The 15,196-nt window shown below is 50.9% G+C and carries 19 protein-coding genes; 18 read left to right on the forward strand and 1 reads right to left on the reverse strand.

Features of this window, described 5'->3' with window-relative positions; translation table 11 throughout:
• The 11 genes from BCM02_RS34520 to BCM02_RS34570 all read left to right on the forward strand — a co-directional run.
• On the forward strand, positions 1 to 627 hold a 627-nt coding region (locus tag BCM02_RS34520; RefSeq protein WP_148933662.1), incomplete at its 5' end, for an ATP-dependent DNA ligase.
• Between the two features lie 318 nt (positions 628 to 945).
• Positions 946 to 2,352: a right-handed parallel beta-helix repeat-containing protein gene (locus tag BCM02_RS34525; RefSeq protein ID WP_187434565.1), complete on the forward strand. Its 1,407-nt coding sequence runs from the start codon at positions 946 to 948 to the stop codon at positions 2,350 to 2,352.
• Positions 2,353 to 2,925: 573 nt separating this feature from the next.
• On the forward strand, positions 2,926 to 3,396 hold the full coding sequence (locus BCM02_RS34530) for a hypothetical protein (protein ID WP_148933664.1): 471 nt from the start codon (positions 2,926 to 2,928) through the stop codon (positions 3,394 to 3,396).
• The gene (locus tag BCM02_RS34535) at positions 3,396 to 4,514 is read left to right on the forward strand and encodes a sialate O-acetylesterase (RefSeq protein ID WP_148933665.1); all 1,119 of its coding nucleotides are present in this window, start codon (positions 3,396 to 3,398) and stop codon (positions 4,512 to 4,514) included. The genes BCM02_RS34530 and BCM02_RS34535 overlap by 1 nt, the downstream gene beginning before the upstream one ends.
• Positions 4,515 to 4,587: 73 nt before the next feature.
• Positions 4,588 to 4,797, forward strand: a complete 210-nt coding sequence (locus tag BCM02_RS34540) for a hypothetical protein (RefSeq protein ID WP_148933666.1) — start codon at positions 4,588 to 4,590, stop codon at positions 4,795 to 4,797.
• Positions 4,798 to 4,859: 62 nt separating this feature from the next.
• Positions 4,860 to 5,327 (forward strand): hypothetical protein, encoded by a 468-nt coding sequence (locus tag BCM02_RS34545; protein ID WP_148933667.1) that lies wholly within the window; start codon positions 4,860 to 4,862, stop codon positions 5,325 to 5,327.
• Positions 5,324 to 5,626 (forward strand): HNH endonuclease, encoded by a 303-nt coding sequence (locus BCM02_RS34550; protein ID WP_148933668.1) that lies wholly within the window; start codon positions 5,324 to 5,326, stop codon positions 5,624 to 5,626. The genes BCM02_RS34545 and BCM02_RS34550 overlap by 4 nt, the downstream gene beginning before the upstream one ends.
• Before the next feature lie 3 nt (positions 5,627 to 5,629).
• Positions 5,630 to 6,109 carry a hypothetical protein gene (locus BCM02_RS34555; protein ID WP_148933669.1) on the forward strand — a complete coding sequence of 160 codons (480 nt, stop codon included), beginning with the start codon at positions 5,630 to 5,632 and terminating at the stop codon, positions 6,107 to 6,109.
• A 536-nt stretch (positions 6,110 to 6,645) separates the two neighbouring features.
• Positions 6,646 to 7,365 carry a hypothetical protein gene (locus BCM02_RS34560; RefSeq protein ID WP_246183690.1) on the forward strand — a complete coding sequence of 240 codons (720 nt, stop codon included), beginning with the start codon at positions 6,646 to 6,648 and terminating at the stop codon, positions 7,363 to 7,365.
• 227 nt (positions 7,366 to 7,592) lie between these two features.
• Positions 7,593 to 8,009: a hypothetical protein gene (locus tag BCM02_RS34565; protein WP_148933670.1), complete on the forward strand. Its 417-nt coding sequence runs from the start codon at positions 7,593 to 7,595 to the stop codon at positions 8,007 to 8,009.
• On the forward strand, positions 8,006 to 9,706 hold the full coding sequence (locus BCM02_RS34570) for a terminase large subunit (RefSeq protein WP_148933671.1): 1,701 nt from the start codon (positions 8,006 to 8,008) through the stop codon (positions 9,704 to 9,706). The genes BCM02_RS34565 and BCM02_RS34570 overlap by 4 nt, the downstream gene beginning before the upstream one ends.
• An 11-nt stretch (positions 9,707 to 9,717) precedes the next feature.
• Here the strand turns inward: BCM02_RS34570 and BCM02_RS34575 are convergent, their stop codons facing one another.
• The gene (locus BCM02_RS34575; protein ID WP_148933672.1) at positions 9,718 to 10,494 is read right to left on the reverse strand and encodes a hypothetical protein; all 777 of its coding nucleotides are present in this window, start codon (positions 10,492 to 10,494) and stop codon (positions 9,718 to 9,720) included.
• Positions 10,495 to 10,562: 68 nt separating this feature from the next.
• On the opposite strand from BCM02_RS34575, the gene BCM02_RS34580 reads away from it, so the two are divergent.
• From BCM02_RS34580 to BCM02_RS34610, 7 genes are read left to right on the forward strand one after another with little or no spacing between them, the layout of a single operon-like run.
• Positions 10,563 to 11,798, forward strand: a complete 1,236-nt coding sequence (locus tag BCM02_RS34580; RefSeq protein WP_246183693.1) for a phage portal protein — start codon at positions 10,563 to 10,565, stop codon at positions 11,796 to 11,798.
• Entirely contained in the window at positions 11,779 to 12,399 is a 621-nt protein-coding gene (locus tag BCM02_RS34585) for an HK97 family phage prohead protease (protein ID WP_246183691.1), read from the forward strand. Before BCM02_RS34580 ends, BCM02_RS34585 begins: the two co-directional genes overlap by 20 nt.
• Positions 12,400 to 12,423: 24 nt before the next feature.
• Positions 12,424 to 13,662, forward strand: a complete 1,239-nt coding sequence (locus BCM02_RS34590) for a phage major capsid protein (RefSeq protein WP_148933674.1) — start codon at positions 12,424 to 12,426, stop codon at positions 13,660 to 13,662.
• A 26-nt stretch (positions 13,663 to 13,688) separates the two neighbouring features.
• Positions 13,689 to 14,138, forward strand: a complete 450-nt coding sequence (locus BCM02_RS34595; protein WP_148933675.1) for a hypothetical protein — start codon at positions 13,689 to 13,691, stop codon at positions 14,136 to 14,138.
• Between the two features lie 12 nt (positions 14,139 to 14,150).
• Positions 14,151 to 14,435: a head-tail connector protein gene (locus BCM02_RS34600; protein ID WP_148933676.1), complete on the forward strand. Its 285-nt coding sequence runs from the start codon at positions 14,151 to 14,153 to the stop codon at positions 14,433 to 14,435.
• On the forward strand, positions 14,435 to 14,743 hold the full coding sequence (locus tag BCM02_RS34605) for a phage head closure protein (protein ID WP_281288275.1): 309 nt from the start codon (positions 14,435 to 14,437) through the stop codon (positions 14,741 to 14,743). Before BCM02_RS34600 ends, BCM02_RS34605 begins: the two co-directional genes overlap by 1 nt.
• Before the next feature lie 3 nt (positions 14,744 to 14,746).
• A complete protein-coding gene (locus tag BCM02_RS34610; RefSeq protein ID WP_148933678.1) occupies positions 14,747 to 15,193 on the forward strand; it encodes an HK97 gp10 family phage protein in 447 nt (148 codons plus the stop codon).
• Positions 15,194 to 15,196: the final 3 nt, after the last annotated feature.

The following is a 15,196-nucleotide window of genomic DNA, read 5'->3' on the forward strand; positions in this document are numbered from 1 at the left end:
GCGTACATGGACCCGGCGACGGGCGATATCTGCTTCGAAACGACTATGCGCCGATTCCAAATGACCGGCGCCAAGGTCGCGCGCGGCATGCAGACGCTGCCGATCCGTTTCTTCGTCTTTGACGTGCTGAGCGTCGACGGCCGCGATGTCCGCGGGCTTCCGCTGATGGAACGAAAGGCAATTCTGGATGATATTCTTGTCGAGAACGAATACTACAAGCGTATCCTCCATACAGATGGCCAAGGTACCGCGCTGTTTGAGGTGATTCGGCAGCGCGGGCTGGAGGGTATCGTCGCCAAGCGCAAGGACAGCGACTATGTCGGCCGCCGCAGCGACGCCTGGCTCAAGGTGATCAACTACACCTATGCCGAGGTCACGCTGGCCGGCTACCGCAAGGGCGAGTTCGGATGGCTGGCGCATTACGAGGGTCGCCCCGCGGGCGTCATCGAGCTGGCCGTACCGGAGGCGCACCGGAAGGCGTTCCATGAGATCGCCAAGACGATCGTGACGGGCGAGGATAAGAATTTTGTGTACATCCAGCCACGTCTTCGGGCCAAGGTTCGAATGAGGAACTGGTACAAGAGCGGCATGCTCCGCTCGCCGGAGTTTGTGGATTTCGTGGTATAAAGATTTGGAAGTGCCCTTGCCATATAGTTGGGTGGGGGTGATTTACATAATGGAATTTGAGAGGTCTTTGTATGTGGCTGCGTTGACACGGTCCTCACTAAGTGGCTGCTTCCCGCATTAAATAGGATGGCTACTATGGATGGCGTTCTAGGAGGTATATGGGTTTACCTTGAATACATTTAGTAAAGCATAAGCCGCTAACCTGGTTTGACGGGTGGGTGGCTTATTCTTGTTGATACGACACAATTAGTTGCAATAAAGGAAAAATAATCTAAATCGTCGAAAGCTTAAAAATCATTTATGTTGGAGGCGATTAAAATGGAAAATGATAAGACACACATTAGTAGAAGAGAGGCCCTAGGGATAATCGGTACCGCGGGAGCAGCACTAGCTGGTGCTGTTCTTATGCCTGGGAGAATTTTTGCGGAGAGTGTCGAAGTGTCTGAAGCAGAGAATGTTTTATCGACCACTAGTACATCAAGTCAGACACTTAACCTGAAGGACTATCCTAAATTGGCAGGAGAGGTTGACGACACGCTCCGTCTTAATCGATTTTTTAACGACCTTAAATCGATGCCCGGAATAAATGGCGTTATACCAGAAGGTACTTATGCAATATCGCAAGTAGTGACAGTTTCACTTGTTAATCAATATTTATTTGCTTATGGTGCGAAGATCTCCTCAACGGTTGCAGCATTAAAAATAGAAAATAGCCAGAATTCGATTATTGAAGGACTATCTATCGAAATTAAGGTAAAGAGTGACTCTCAAAAGTATATTGGGATAAGTATCTTCTCATCGAAGCACTTGATACTTCAATTCATGAATGTAAGAGGGGCAGGGTGGATAGGTATTACCTCAGAAGCTAATACCGCTAATATTACAATACTCAATTGTCGTATAGAAGATTGCAATTATGGAATTCGTACTGTTGCTTCAAGTACCAATATTAAAATAATTGGCTGCTATATTTCGAACCACTGGTCACAAAGTAGCGAAGCAACTAATCAAGGAAGTTTGCCTGTTTGGTCTTCGCCTTCATTATTCTACGATGGTATTACTATTAAAGGTGAGAACTGCTTAATCGAAGGGTGTGTTATTGAAGACAATGGACAATCGGGGATATACTCTGGCGGTGTTAAAAGGCTTATTATAACGAACAATGTCATCAGAAATAATTGGAACAAAGGAATCGACCTAGGTACAAGTGATACGCAAATTGAATTTGTAGATATTACATCAAATATCGTCGAAAATAATAAAACCGGTAATATACACTTTTTTAAAGTCAATTATAGTTCTATTTCTAATAATATTGTTTTAAATTCGGATATAAAGTACAGTAGCATTTCTAACTATGTAGAGCCATGTATTATCTTTAATAATGTATGCATTGGAAATCGTATCCATAACAATACCATATGGAATGTGTATGATGAAGTTGCTGTATTTATTAATGTGGATCCGAGCACAAAGAGTATAGACAATTCTATAATTGGAAATACCATTAATTCAAAGAATCGATTTAATCCAAAAGTAGAGCTTTACAATCAACTCACGGATGCATCACTACAGACTGTAAGTAATTTGAGGGTGGATAATATATTGAGTCTGCCTAAAACTCGTACTTCACCGGACACTGAGGGGGCTATAAGTTACAACCCGACTACAAAAAAACTTGAATTTTATGATGGTACGACTATTAGAACTGTGACTTCAACATGAATTTATATTAAAACGCGCCTTACCGCAGATAAAAGCGGCAGGCGCGTTTTGTGTAATACATACCGTTGATCTTGACGGCGTCATCGTTGATTACTTCGATCAGGCCGCCATTGTAAAGTAATCGTAGATGAGGATTCGGTAACTGCAGACCTCACAACTGGTGAACGAAGAACATATGTCGTTCGGCCGTCGACAATTGAAAAGTTTATTCAGTCCGAAGATAAAGACAAGTTTTACAGTTTAGTAATAAGGCTTGAAGACAGAATTATCTCTTTGCTGAGGAAAGAAAACCGGCCGATGTCAGCCAACGAAATTACTCAATCACTCGAAGCAGAAAGTGCCGATGTTCTTTACGTTCTAAAGCGTATAAATCAATCGACTGTGGACGTGTTGGTGACGCCTCTGGATGCTGGGGAACCCAGCAACATGTATAAATTATTGAAATGAATGAGAGCACCCCGCAACGGGTGCTTTTTTATTGCCCAGAAAGGAGGGTAGTCCGATGCAGAAGGGAAATGCACCGCCGTTAAACTGTGGATCGCGGCGCATTAATATTTCGAGGAGGAAAAGGTAATGGCAAAAGCCACGAAAAATTACACATCTAACGGGCAACCAGCAGGTGCTGTGCCCGTCCCGTTTACGGGAGACGGACTCGAGCCGTTTGACGAAATCCCGGTCAAGGTGCAACGTCCCGCGCAGGAGATCAACCTCATGGTGCCTTACACCGAAATTCGGGGAACGACGAGTATTTGGGGTATCGCTCTTGATGTTTCCAAGCTCACGGGGAAAAAGAACTTGCTCGTCATTAACAAACACGATCAGCCCGTAGAAGTCTACATCTACCTTCATCCGAAGGTTAAAGACGGCCAGTTTTCGATCGCGCTTGATAAAGTGACCATCGCAGCAAACACATCGAAGGTATACGACGCAACAGACATCCCGAAGCTCGACGCGCTCGCGCAAAACATGCAAGCTAAAGTCTTTTGCGCGACGGCCCCGACAACGGGGAACATTACTATCTTTCTGGAAGGAGTTGAAGGGTAATGAAGCAACCGTTAGGGGTTAGTCGACGCGAGCTTGTTACCGAGCCGATCGACATGTTCTTGTCGGCCGGGCAATCGAACGAGGTCGGCAAAGGCGACTTGAACGGAAAAGAAACCGGGATCCCGGAGGTTACGGTCTTTGGCGGCGACTACAAATGGCGTCAGCTCGAAGAGCCGGCGTACAGCGGCGAGGGCCACATCGATGCCATTAGTGATAACGGCACATGGGCCGGACACTCGAGCCTGCTCCGTTTCGGTAAATCCGTCTATGCGGCGACCGGAAAGCCGATCTCTATCGTAACAGCGGCTAAAGGGTCGACATCGACGACGCAGTGGTATCCATACAATTCGGAGAGATTCGATCGAGGATCGCTGTTTGGATCGGCGGACTTCCGAGTCAACCAGGCACTGAAGGGCGGCCGTGTTCTGAGGGGCATCCTCTGGATGCAAGGAGAGTCCGATTCGCTCGATAGCTCGAAGTTCATCTCCCGGAACACGACGATCATCAATAAATTTAAGAAGCTTTATGGCAGCGATATCCCGGTCTTCTACAGCCAGCTTGCGACGCATGTGAACGCGACGAACAATGCGCAGTTCCAAGTAATTCGCGAGATGCAACGCAAGATGGAAACGGGCAGTGGCGATGCTTCGGCTATCCCAGGGCACTACATGATCGTTACTCACGACCTGGGCATTGACGATGGCGATATCCACATGAATAAAGAGGCCGAGCTCATTATGGGCGATCGCCGCGCTTTGGCCGTGCTTGAACGTTATTACAAACTCCCTGTTAATGGGACTGGCCCGCGGTTGGTAGGTATTTCGAAACCGACTGCGACGACCATCAAGGTCAAGACGACGCGCTCGATCAATGACCACAACACCTACGAGAATTTCTTCAAGGTGTACGATAACGGCGCCGCGGCGACGATCTCCTCGATCAGTCGCGATCCCGGCGACAACACGGCCGTACGCATCACCCTCGCGGCCGCTCCAGCGGGAACGGTCACGGTTGAGTTCGGCCCGCCAGCGCGAGCAAGAAACGTCCGGCTGTTTAACTGCGTGCAAGATGCGGATGGATTGCCGCTACCTGCATTCGGCCCACTTGGTCTGTTCTAAAATCGAAGCATATAAATCGGCTGCCTAGCGCGAACGCGTAGGGGCTTATTTGTGTTGGGGAGGTAATGTGGAAATGGAACTCGATATTAAGATCGAACGGCAGGCTGACGGGAAGTACCGGGTTTATTCTGAGCTCGTGAGCAAGTACATTCTGGTCGATGCAAGCCGCGAAGATATCCTGGCGCTGTATGATCCGGAATTCCGAGAGCTCGTCAGCGGCGCCATCGACGCTGAAATTGCCAAGCTTGAAGCAGCTGGGAGAACAAAGTCGCTGCGAGGCTGATAAGACCAATTCTATGGCCCGCTGTTATAGCGGGCCTAATTTTATGAACGGAGGGGTTTAGTTTGGCAGACCGAACGACGGATATTGAACTACCTAAGAAGCCGGCGAGCAAGTTGACGACCACTTTGAACGTGGAAGGATTGCCATTCGTTAAATCGGCAATCGAGTGCTTGTTCTTCGCTGTATCGATTATGGATAACGAACAGAAGGACAAGGCGCTCGCGAAGATGGCGGCGGCCGGGATCGTGGACGGACCGGCGGGGAACTTCTTCGTTCAACCGTCCCAACGAACTGGTATCCAACCGAGGCTAGGGAAAGAGCTGAAGCAGTCCTTCGTCACGGATGCCGAGCTCGCCGTCATGCCGTCTCATCTGATCGTCGCAGTCTTGCTGCCTACCGGCGCCGTGGAGATCATCTACAATACGCAGGAGCTCCCGACGAAGCTGAAATATTACATCGATCAATACGACGAGGAATTCCGGCTGCGGGCTAACCCGGATGTAGAGATCGTCGACTACATGCTGGTATGAAGCCCTGGGCTCGTAGCTTCTACAACGGCAGCGCATGGAAAAAGTGCCGGGCTGCGTATATCGCATCCGTATTCGGCATGTGCGAGCGCTGCCCGCGGCCGGGTCATATCGTCCATCATAAGAAGTACCTGACGCCGGAGAACATCAACAACCCGGCTGTGTCGCTGAACCATGCACTGCTCGAGTATCTCTGCCAGGACTGCCACAACAAAGAGCACCACGGCAGCTTGGAGCCGGTGATCCGGGAAGGGCTGGCGTTCGACCCGTATGGGAATCTGATTCAGGTGGAGGTGGAGTGAAGAATGCAGCATCACGTTTTCCAATGCCTCGATTGTGATCATCAAATGATTGGTCGAGATATGGACGGGCGTCTTTGCGAGAGATGCAAAGGCTGGCTGAATCCGATTCGCCACGCGACCGCGGTAGAGGTGAACGATTATCTGCGGGAGAAGGCGCGACAAAAGCGACTTGCGGCGATGAAGGAGATACCGTTCAATTTGAATGAGATCGTTAAGGTGAAGCTCACCGATCATGGCCACGAGATCCTTAAGCAGCAGCACGATGAGCTGAACGTTATGATCCATGCGCGCGGCGGAAAGGGGTTCGGAGAATATCAGCCCAAAGTAGATGCCGATGGATACACGACTTTTCAGCTATGGAGTCTCATGGAGACGTTTGGCCCTTATATCGGTATGTGCAAGGACGAGCCGTTTAACATCAACATTAAGTTCGTCGTGAACGAATCTAAATCGGTACGTCCGACTGAGCAAACCTCGCCGTAGACGAAGTCAAGCCGGGCACACTGCAAAGTTTTTGCCCGAAAACGGAGCTTTACGAGCTCTCGCCGATCTGCGTAAAATGGTCTTGTCCTTCTTTCCTCTAACGTATCTTAGTACGAATGCTTTTAAGAGCGCCTGCGCTCTAATGCACCAGCGTAGCGATCGTGCATCTGTTTATGGGTGGGGTTATTAAAGGACCAGCACGAAGTAACTTTATACGTAGAACAAGGCTGCTCATTGCGAGCGGCTTTTTTTATTTGCAAAGAAAAGGAGCTGTTGAGCATGAGACGATCGGAGATCAAAGCCGGCAGCGTGTACGATAATGGACCGCGTAAGGGAAAGTGGTATGCGCAGCGTAGGGTAGAAAAGATAGTGGATGACGTCGTGTTCTATACGGTGGTTGGCGGTCGAGATCCTGGCAGAAAGGGAAGCATCACGATCGTGCATATGGCTCGATGGGCCGTGCGGGAAATAACAACAACTTGCCCAGTCTAACCTCCACAGCACGCATACACTAAACTCAAACTCATGGTTGAGGAGTGTTTGAACTGGGAGACATTATTGGGAAGCGTAAAGATTATATTGCTGCAGTATATAGGGAGATTAGAGTTTCTGTACCTGAGGCGCCAATAAGTGAAGCACTGCCGGAGTTCATGACGTTTTATGTGGATACGAGGTTCACAACAGAGCAGGTGGTTCGAATAAGACAGATGATTAGTCTGGTTTTAAGCAATTGGTATACTCACTTTGAACAATTAAACAATGGGGCAACTCGTTCATCGTATCAGAGAAGTCTAAATCAGTATGCACGATTCAATTTAGCTCCTGTTTGGTTTGAAGAAAAGATAGCAAATGGGGCTGCAGCAGCTGGGATTTCAATGGACGGGATGACAACAGCAGTAGCAGCTAATGGATTTGGTAGAGCTGCAAAGGCGTATATAATGTATCAAAAATCTCCGCTCCCAAGTAATGTTGGTAAAAATCCCGGAACATCAACAATTAAAGGTGTAAATGCTTCGAACCCAGAATTAAACTCTCTAACAGTAACTATAAATCCAAATGCATTATCATTAACAAGCGTCACCACACTATTTCTTGCTGGTTCACTCTTCCATGCATGGCTTCATCGCATTGGATATCGACACCCTGCAGGTAAATATACTACTTACTTCGCAGGGGAAGCAGCAATGTCCTTCATGCGAGGTAACCAAGATAAAACATCTGCACCATCAAGTACCTACACTAGATGGCTGGACTAATTACCTTTGCTTTCGTTAGGGGTCAAATCCCGAACGAGAGCTTTTTTATCGCGACGGAAAGAAAAGTGTTGACTTTCAAAACGCTTTCGCGGACTAAAGCACCACGTTTTAGGGGCAGCCCCCCCCTTCAAAAAACCGCGATGCGGCTGCGAAGAGACCGTTGTCCCCCCTTCAACGAACACACAGGGCGCGCGCATGACCCCCCTCCCCCAAAGTGAGGTGATTTGATGGCGAATAAGGTCAAGAAAACTAAAGAGGAATTAGCGGTAAGTCGGGCCAAGGCGGGGCGAAAACGGAAGATTACTCTGGAGGAGAAGCGACTTCGCCAGATATACGAGAAGATCCCGAAAGAGCAGAAAGCAATCGCTGACGGCCTCATTCGGCGGGCCGCCTTTATGCGGGTAACCTTGGAGGGATACGAGGATGATCTTGGCGAAAGAGGTTCTGTTGAGATGTTTAGCCAATCGGACAAGGCTGCTCCTTATGAGCGAGAACGACCCGTAGCTCGGCTGTACAATTCACTTAACAGCAACTACCAGAAGATCATCAAGCAGCTCACCGATCTGCTGCCGAAGCCGGAAGAGGGGACGGCGGGAAAGGGTGAAGTCGACGATGGGTTTGAAGACTTCGAGGCGAAGCGATGAGCGCGCTTCGTAAGGAGTACCCGTTAGCCTATAACCCGATCCTTGATTACTGGGGGCAAATCGAGCGCGGCGAGGTGACGGTAGGGAATAAGGTTCGGCGAATCTATCGTAAGCTCGCGGCTGACGTTTATGATCAAGACAGCGAGTACGAATATTCACCAAGCCATGCCAACCACGCGATCGAGTTCATCGAGAACTACTGCAAGCACTCGAAAGGCAAATGGGGCGGCAAGCCGATCGATCTGGAGCTTTGGCAACAAGCTTTCCTCGCGGCTACATTCGGATTCATTCATAAAATTGACGGCACCCGCAAACACCGCGAGGTGCTATTAGTCGTTGCCCGGAAAAACGGAAAATCGACCATTGCGTCCGGTATCGGACTGTATTTGATGATTTGCGACCAGGAGCCGGGCGCCGAGGTATATGCCTGCGCGACCAAGAAGGATCAGGCGAAACTCGTATGGCTCGAAGCTAAACGGATGGTCACCAAGTCGCCTGCTCTGCGCAAGCGGATAAAACCTCTCGTCGCGGAGATGGTCAGCAACTGGAACGACAGCACATTCAAGCCGCTTGGCGCCGATAGTGAAACGCTCGACGGCCTGAACGTCTCCGGGGCGCTGCTCGACGAGATCCACGCCTGGAAGGACAAGAACCTGTACGACGTCATCGTTGACGGCACCAGTTCGCGGGAGCAGCCGCTTATCGTCATGATTACGACGGCCGGCACCGTGCGGGAAGCCGTCTACGACATGAAGTATGAGGAAGCGGAGATGCTGCTGAACGGGCTCGATGATCCGGATGGCTACAAGGACGACCGATTCCTGCCGATCATCTATGAGCTCGACAACAGGACCGAATGGACCGACCCGGCCTACTGGGCAAAAGCAAACCCCGGCCTTGGCACGATCAAGAAAGTCGACCAGTTGGAGACGAAGGTCAAGAAGGCACAGGCTAACCCGATGTTGGTCAAGAACCTGCTGACGAAGGACTTCAATGTACGGGAGACGTCGACGGAGGCTTGGCTGTCGTTCGAGGAGTTGAACAACGAGGCGACTTTCGATGTAAGCCAGCTCGGATTGACGTATGGTATTGGCGGGGCCGACTTGTCGGAGACGACCGACTTGACGGCTGCGAAAGTGATTGCAATGCGACCGGATGACCCGACTATCTATGTTATGCAGATGTATTGGCTGCCCGAAGATTTGCTCGAGAAGAGGACGCAAGAGGACAAGATACCGTACGATGTTTGGCGTGATCGAGGTTGGCTTCGAACAACTCCAGGGAACCGTGTTCATCATAAGTATGTGACCGAGTGGTTCGTGGAGATCCAGAGCGAATATGGAATTTACATCCCTTGGGTCGGATACGACCGCTATTCAGCGGTTTACTGGGTCGAGGAAATGCAGGGGCATTTTGGCGGAAATGCGATGGAGCCTGTCGCGCAGGGTAAAGCAACGCTTTCCGGGCCGATGAAGCTACTTGGCGCTGATCTAGCCGCCAAGAAGGTGAACTACAACAATAACCAGATAGATAAGTGGTGCCTTTCGAACACGCATGTCGACCTTGACCAGAAGAACCAGACGATCCAGCCGCACAAGGGTAAAAACCAACGGCGCCGGATCGACGGTACCGCGGCATTGCTAAACGCTTACGTCGCACTTGAGCGGCACCGTGAGGAATACATGGGGTTGATTTGATGTTAAACCAGTTAGTCAGTAGGTGGTTTCGGAACCGGGAAGCGAATGGGTTCAGTGATCAGATTCTTTGCTGACACGATAGATGAATACTCTTGGAGATTGCAGATTTCAAGAATCAGAGGGGTCTCGACTCCAATGTTGGGAATCACGAAACGATGTTCGTTTTGGTGAGAGAACTCATCGCTTTTCCAAAATGCAACATTAATAGTATCGGTATCTTTAAGCCGGTCAGATTGATTAATTGAATAGTCGGCATACTTGACCTTATCCCCTTTAAGTTCATAGCCTCTGTCGATAGCGGCTTTCGAAAGTTCTGCAACGAACTTACCGTAGTTAATAAAGAGTGCATGTTCGCCGAAGTCGGTAACAATTTGGTTTAACTCTTCAGGAGTGAAAACCAACTCTACGAGGTAGTACCCTTCGTTTTCACCTATAATTTCAAGGTGATTCGAATCAACAGCGTACGAACAAAACGTCGGCATGGCAAGCACATCATTAAAAGCGAAAGATACTTCCGATGATGGTGTAAACTCAATTTTTCCGGTTTCTTCGCCCGTCTCTTGGTTGATTAGAGTCCCGCTAAGTATCTTTCTAATCACTGTATGACCGTCATATTTGTCGCCTACTCCTTTTTTTCCTTGTTCCCTTTCAATTTCTTTGTAGATCCCAAGTCGGTTCATGTACACTTTTCCGGATTGCAGGAAACTAAGTCGTGCCAAATCGTTTGAAAATTTTGCAATGAGCTGGAGCTTACCGGTATAGAATGGCATGCTAGATAGTCTGGGCATTGATGATTTCCTCCATTAAGGTTGTTTGGAAATAATATACCATATGAGGAGGTGATAGACGATTGGGAATGTTTCAGAAGACGTTTGGCCGGTTCGCGGGTGCTGTTGTGAATACGTTCCGCACTCGCTTCCTCGGTGGCTACACCCCGGTGTTCACACCGTTCGGCGACGACACCTACGAGAGCGACGTCGTGCGGGCTACGGTCGACACTATCGCGCGAAATGCTGCCAAGATCAAGGCGAAGCATATCCGGCGAGTTAACGGGAAGGTCAAGCAGGTCGGCGGGAATATCGAGCGTCTGCTTAGTGTCCGGCCGAACCCAAAACAGAACGCCTATGCATTTTGGTACAAGGTGTTCACCCAGTTGCTGCTTCGCTCGAACGCGTTCATTTTGATCGACCGAGCCGGGCCGATGGAAGGCTACCGGGTCCGCGGTTTCTATCCGGTGGATTGTGTCATGGCCGAGATGTTGGAGACGGAGAACGAATATTTCGTCCGCTTTCGGATGCGGAATGGCGAAACCTATACAGTGCCCTATGCCGACGTGATTCATCTACGTCGGTTTTTTAATTTGGACCCGGACTTCGGCAACGGAAACGAGAACCCGTTGCTTCCTACGCTTGAATTGATCAATGCATCTAATCAAGGCATCATCAATGCGATCAAGTCATCAGCGTTCATTCGAGGGATTCTGAAGTTCTCAACTAACCTTCGGCCAACGGATAGGAAAAAGCAGACGGACGACTTTATTCGCGATTACCTAAATCCTGAAAATGGCGGCGGGATCGCAGCGACTGACGTAAATGCAGAATTCGTTCCGATGAAGGCAGAACCGAAAATGATAGACGCGAAGCAGATGGAGCTGATCGAGCGGAAGGTATACAACTACTTCGGTGTTAACGCCAAGATTATCAATTCCAGTTACAGCGAGGATGAGTGGAATGCCTTCTATGAATCCGTACTCGAACCTACATTCGCGATCCAGACAAGCCTAGAAGCGACAATAAAGATTTTCAGCGAGAACGAGCAGAACCATGGAAATGAGATCGTGTTCGAGTCGAACCGATTACAGTACGCCAGTGCGAAAACAAAGCTCGAGCTGCGCGAAATGGTCGACCGCAGCGCGATGACGCCGAACGAATGGCGCGAGGTGTTCAATCAGGCGCCACTCGAAGGCGGCGACGAGCCGATCCGGCGACTTGATACGGCGGTAGTGAATGATGCTCCGCCGGCTAAGAAGCCGAAGGCGGCGCCGACTCCACCGAAGGGAGGTGAGGAAGAGGATGACGATGGGGATGAGTGATCCACGCCGAAAGGATCGCGATTACCGCGAGTTTGAGTTTGAGATTCGAGCAGCTGCGCTCGGCGAAGGTGATGATGCAGAAGAAGCGCTCTACGTCGAGGGCTATGCCGTTCGGTTCAATGAGCCGACCGTGCTCTACGAATATGGCGACCAGCAGTACAAGGAGAAGGTTCACCCTGAAGCTCTCCGCGAGGCTGACATGTCCGACGTGATTTTTAACTACAATCACGGCGGCAAGGTCATGGCCCGCACGCGCAACAATACGCTCGAGCTGAAAATCGATTCGAAAGGGCTGTTCATCCGGGCGCGCCTGGACGGTACCGAAGAGGGCCGCAAGCTTTACGAGGAGATCCGCGGCGGCTACATCGACCGCATGAGCTACGCCTATTCGACGAAGGAAGCGTCCTATGACACCGAGACCCGCACGCGGACTGTGCTGCGGATCAAGAAGGTATACGATGTCTCGGCGGTCGATATCCCGGCGTATGACTCGACATCGATCTCTGCGCGCTCCGCGTTCGAGTCGGAAATTGAGAAGGAAAAACAGGCTGTTGCGAACGGTGAGAAGCGGAAGCGTCTGGCACTCTTGGCACAACTCTAAACAAACTTGGGAGGTTTTCTGTATATGAATAAAGGACAAAAGAAATTCCGTTTCGCGTTGAACCTGCAAACATTCTCTGGCGGCGCAGAAGGACAGGCTCGATTGACGGAGATCGAAGCTCGCAAGGGCGAGATCCGCGCATTGCTTGAAGGCGATGGCGAAGTGAATATCGACGAATTGGAAGCTGAGCTGCGCTCCCTCGGCGAAGAGGCAATCGAAATTCGTGAGAGCATGGTGAGGGAGAAGCGTAAGTCGCTGGCGGCTGGTATTCAGGCTGGCACAGTCGAAGCTCGGCAAACGAACATGTTTACGCCAGGCGACACGCCTGATCCAGCTAAGGAAGTACGCAAGGCAGCCGAGAAGCGCGGCAAAGAACTGAAAGAAATGCGGGCTGTTACGGTCGGTTCCTCGAACGTGGTTCTGCCGAAGCATACGGCGAGCGACATCCGCGGCACCTTCAATGAGGTATCCAGCCTCATCGATCGTGTAACGCACAAGCCATTGCCTGGCGGCGAGAGCTTCGAGCAGCCATACCTCAAGGGCTACGGTACTGGCGACTACACCGGCGAAGGGGCAAACTACGCCGACGCAGAGCCGGTATTCGGCAAGGTTCAAATTAGCAAGGCGAAGGTCACTGCTTATGCCGAGGATTCTGAGGAGATCCTGAAGCTGCCTGCTGCCGATTACGACGGTGAGGTCATGAAAGGTATCACAATCGCGACCCGCAAAAAAATCACTCGTGAGATCCTGGTCGGTGACGGAACGACTAACCACCTCACCGGTATCTTCTCGACGGCAGCGACGGCAATCGATGCTGGTACTGACCTCGAGGTTTCCGAGGTCGACGAGTTCACGCTGGACGAGATTCTGTTCAACTTTGGCGGCGATGAGGATGTTGAAGATCCTTCCGTGCTCATTTTGAGCAAGAAAACTCTGAAGGCGTTCGCGACATTGCGTAATACTGATTCCAAGCGTGTCTACGACGTTAAAACGAATGGCAACACGGGGACTATTGACGGTGTTCCGTATATCATCAATAGCGCGTGCAAGGATGTTGATACAGCTACAGTTGGTCAATATATGATGGCATACGGTCCGCTTTCGAACTACATGCTGACGATCTTCAGCGACATCGACGTTCAACGCTCGACGGACTATAAGTTCAAAGCGGGTATGATCGCGCATAAGTCCAGCGTGTTCGTAGGTGGCAACGTCGTGTCGAAGAACGGCTTCCTGCGCGTGAAGAAAGCAGCTGCGGTATAGAACCCAGAAGGGAACGGTGAACATCCATGATTTACAGAGCAGTTGTGACACGAGCATTCTTGTGTAAGGTACAGGGCGTGCATTTCCGCGTCGGTAGCGCGTACCTCTCGGCTGATTCGGCGCGTATTGCCTATCTTCAGAGCGGCGGCTACCTCGGCAAAGAGGAAACGGAAGAACCTAATCAGGCATCGACCACGGCGAGCGATCAACTCCCTGCGGACGATGCTTTTTTAATTCCGCAAGACGGGGCGTCGGCGGTTGATGATGCAACGGCGGCAGGGGGTGGAAATCCGGTCGCTTCCGCGGCTCCAGCTGCATCGGATCAAGACGATTCGAACGATGACTCTCGCCTTGAGCATGTCGGCGGCGGATACTTCGTACTGCCGAACGGCGAGAAGGTACGCGGCAAAGAGAATGCGCTGGCAGCTCTTGAAGCGCTGGACGCAGTCGCGGTCGCCCTGCAGGAAGAGGAGTAGGAGGCGGTAGCCGTGGCATTCCTTGAGCTAGCGAAGAAGCACCTGCGCGTCACCGTCGCCGCCTTCGACGACGAGATTCAAGGGCTGATCGATGCGGCGACCGCCGACCTTGCCCTATCCGGCGTGCTGCCGGAGAAAGCCTCAGACGACACCGACCCTCTCATCAAGAGGGCGGTGTTTCTTTATGTGAAGTCCGAGTTCGGTTTCGACAATGCTGACGCAGAGCGCTTTCGCAAGTCGTACGATTCGCTGAAGTCGCACCTAACGTTGTCCGTGGAATACACGGTGCCGTCATGATGTGGCGGGATGTGGTTTACTTGCTGACGCCGGGTGAGAAGACGCGCGACAAATACGGAGCCGAAGTCATTGGCGAACCTATCCAGCGTGAGGTCATGGCAAACCGGAAGTCAGTCCGACAGACGGAGTTCTACCAAGCGCATGCCGTCGGTATCCGGCCGGAGATCGTCTTCGAAGTCCAGGCAGCTGAGTATCAGCAGGAGCAGACGCTGATCCACGAGGGGACGACTTATCATGTCGTCCGCACCTATTCCAAGAGCGGCGAGCATTTGGAACTTGTCTGTTCGCGGACTTCGTTGGAGGTCTGATCGATGGCGAGGCGATCTGATATTGAGGGCATGGCCGAGCTGGAAGCTATGCTCAAAAAACTGGAGAAGGTTCCGCAGAAGGTAGTAACGAAGGCGGCGAAGGCCGGGGCGAGCATTGCATTCAAAGCCGCCAAGGCGAACGCACCTGTTGATCAAGGCGACCTGAAAGGCGCTCTGATCTTGAAGCCGGAGCGGCGGACGAAGGTCGGCAAGAAGATGTACAACATCAAGCTCGACCCAGCCAAGAATGACATCTTCGTCAAGATCAGCAAGGAGGGCAAGCGCTCATACTACCCGGCATCCCAGGAATATGGCTTCCGGGTGGGTGAGAGCGGGTATATCCCCGGCTACCGGTATCTTAAACGAGCCATCGATGGCAACAAGGACGCGATCGAGACGAAGACGGTACAGGTGGCCGTTAAGGATATCGACAAGATTCTGAAGGGGTGAATA

This window comes from Paenibacillus methanolicus (genome assembly GCF_008124765.1).
Lineage (GTDB): Bacteria > Bacillota > Bacilli > Paenibacillales > Paenibacillaceae > Paenibacillus_Z > Paenibacillus_Z methanolicus.

Excerpts from the sequence above, each read along its gene's own strand:
- BCM02_RS34570 (WP_148933671.1), top strand. The coding sequence starts at position 8,006 with ATGAGCGCGCTTCGTAAGGAGTACCCGTTAGCCTATAACCCGATCCTT.
- BCM02_RS34555 (WP_148933669.1), top strand. The coding sequence starts at position 5,630 with ATGCAGCATCACGTTTTCCAATGCCTCGATTGTGATCATCAAATGATT.
- BCM02_RS34540 (WP_148933666.1), top strand. The coding sequence starts at position 4,588 with ATGGAACTCGATATTAAGATCGAACGGCAGGCTGACGGGAAGTACCGG.
- BCM02_RS34535 (WP_148933665.1), top strand. The coding sequence starts at position 3,396 with ATGAAGCAACCGTTAGGGGTTAGTCGACGCGAGCTTGTTACCGAGCCG.
- BCM02_RS34595 (WP_148933675.1), top strand. The coding sequence starts at position 13,689 with ATGATTTACAGAGCAGTTGTGACACGAGCATTCTTGTGTAAGGTACAG.
- BCM02_RS34575 (WP_148933672.1), bottom strand. The coding sequence starts at position 10,494 with ATGCCCAGACTATCTAGCATGCCATTCTATACCGGTAAGCTCCAGCTC.
- BCM02_RS34530 (WP_148933664.1), top strand. The coding sequence starts at position 2,926 with ATGGCAAAAGCCACGAAAAATTACACATCTAACGGGCAACCAGCAGGT.
- BCM02_RS34585 (WP_246183691.1), top strand. The coding sequence starts at position 11,779 with ATGACGATGGGGATGAGTGATCCACGCCGAAAGGATCGCGATTACCGC.
- BCM02_RS34605 (WP_281288275.1), top strand. The coding sequence starts at position 14,435 with ATGTGGCGGGATGTGGTTTACTTGCTGACGCCGGGTGAGAAGACGCGC.
- BCM02_RS34565 (WP_148933670.1), top strand. The coding sequence starts at position 7,593 with ATGGCGAATAAGGTCAAGAAAACTAAAGAGGAATTAGCGGTAAGTCGG.
- BCM02_RS34580 (WP_246183693.1), top strand. The coding sequence starts at position 10,563 with ATGTTTCAGAAGACGTTTGGCCGGTTCGCGGGTGCTGTTGTGAATACG.
- BCM02_RS34550 (WP_148933668.1), top strand. The coding sequence starts at position 5,324 with ATGAAGCCCTGGGCTCGTAGCTTCTACAACGGCAGCGCATGGAAAAAG.
- BCM02_RS34525 (WP_187434565.1), top strand. The coding sequence starts at position 946 with ATGGAAAATGATAAGACACACATTAGTAGAAGAGAGGCCCTAGGGATA.
- BCM02_RS34590 (WP_148933674.1), top strand. The coding sequence starts at position 12,424 with ATGAATAAAGGACAAAAGAAATTCCGTTTCGCGTTGAACCTGCAAACA.
- BCM02_RS34610 (WP_148933678.1), top strand. The coding sequence starts at position 14,747 with ATGGCGAGGCGATCTGATATTGAGGGCATGGCCGAGCTGGAAGCTATG.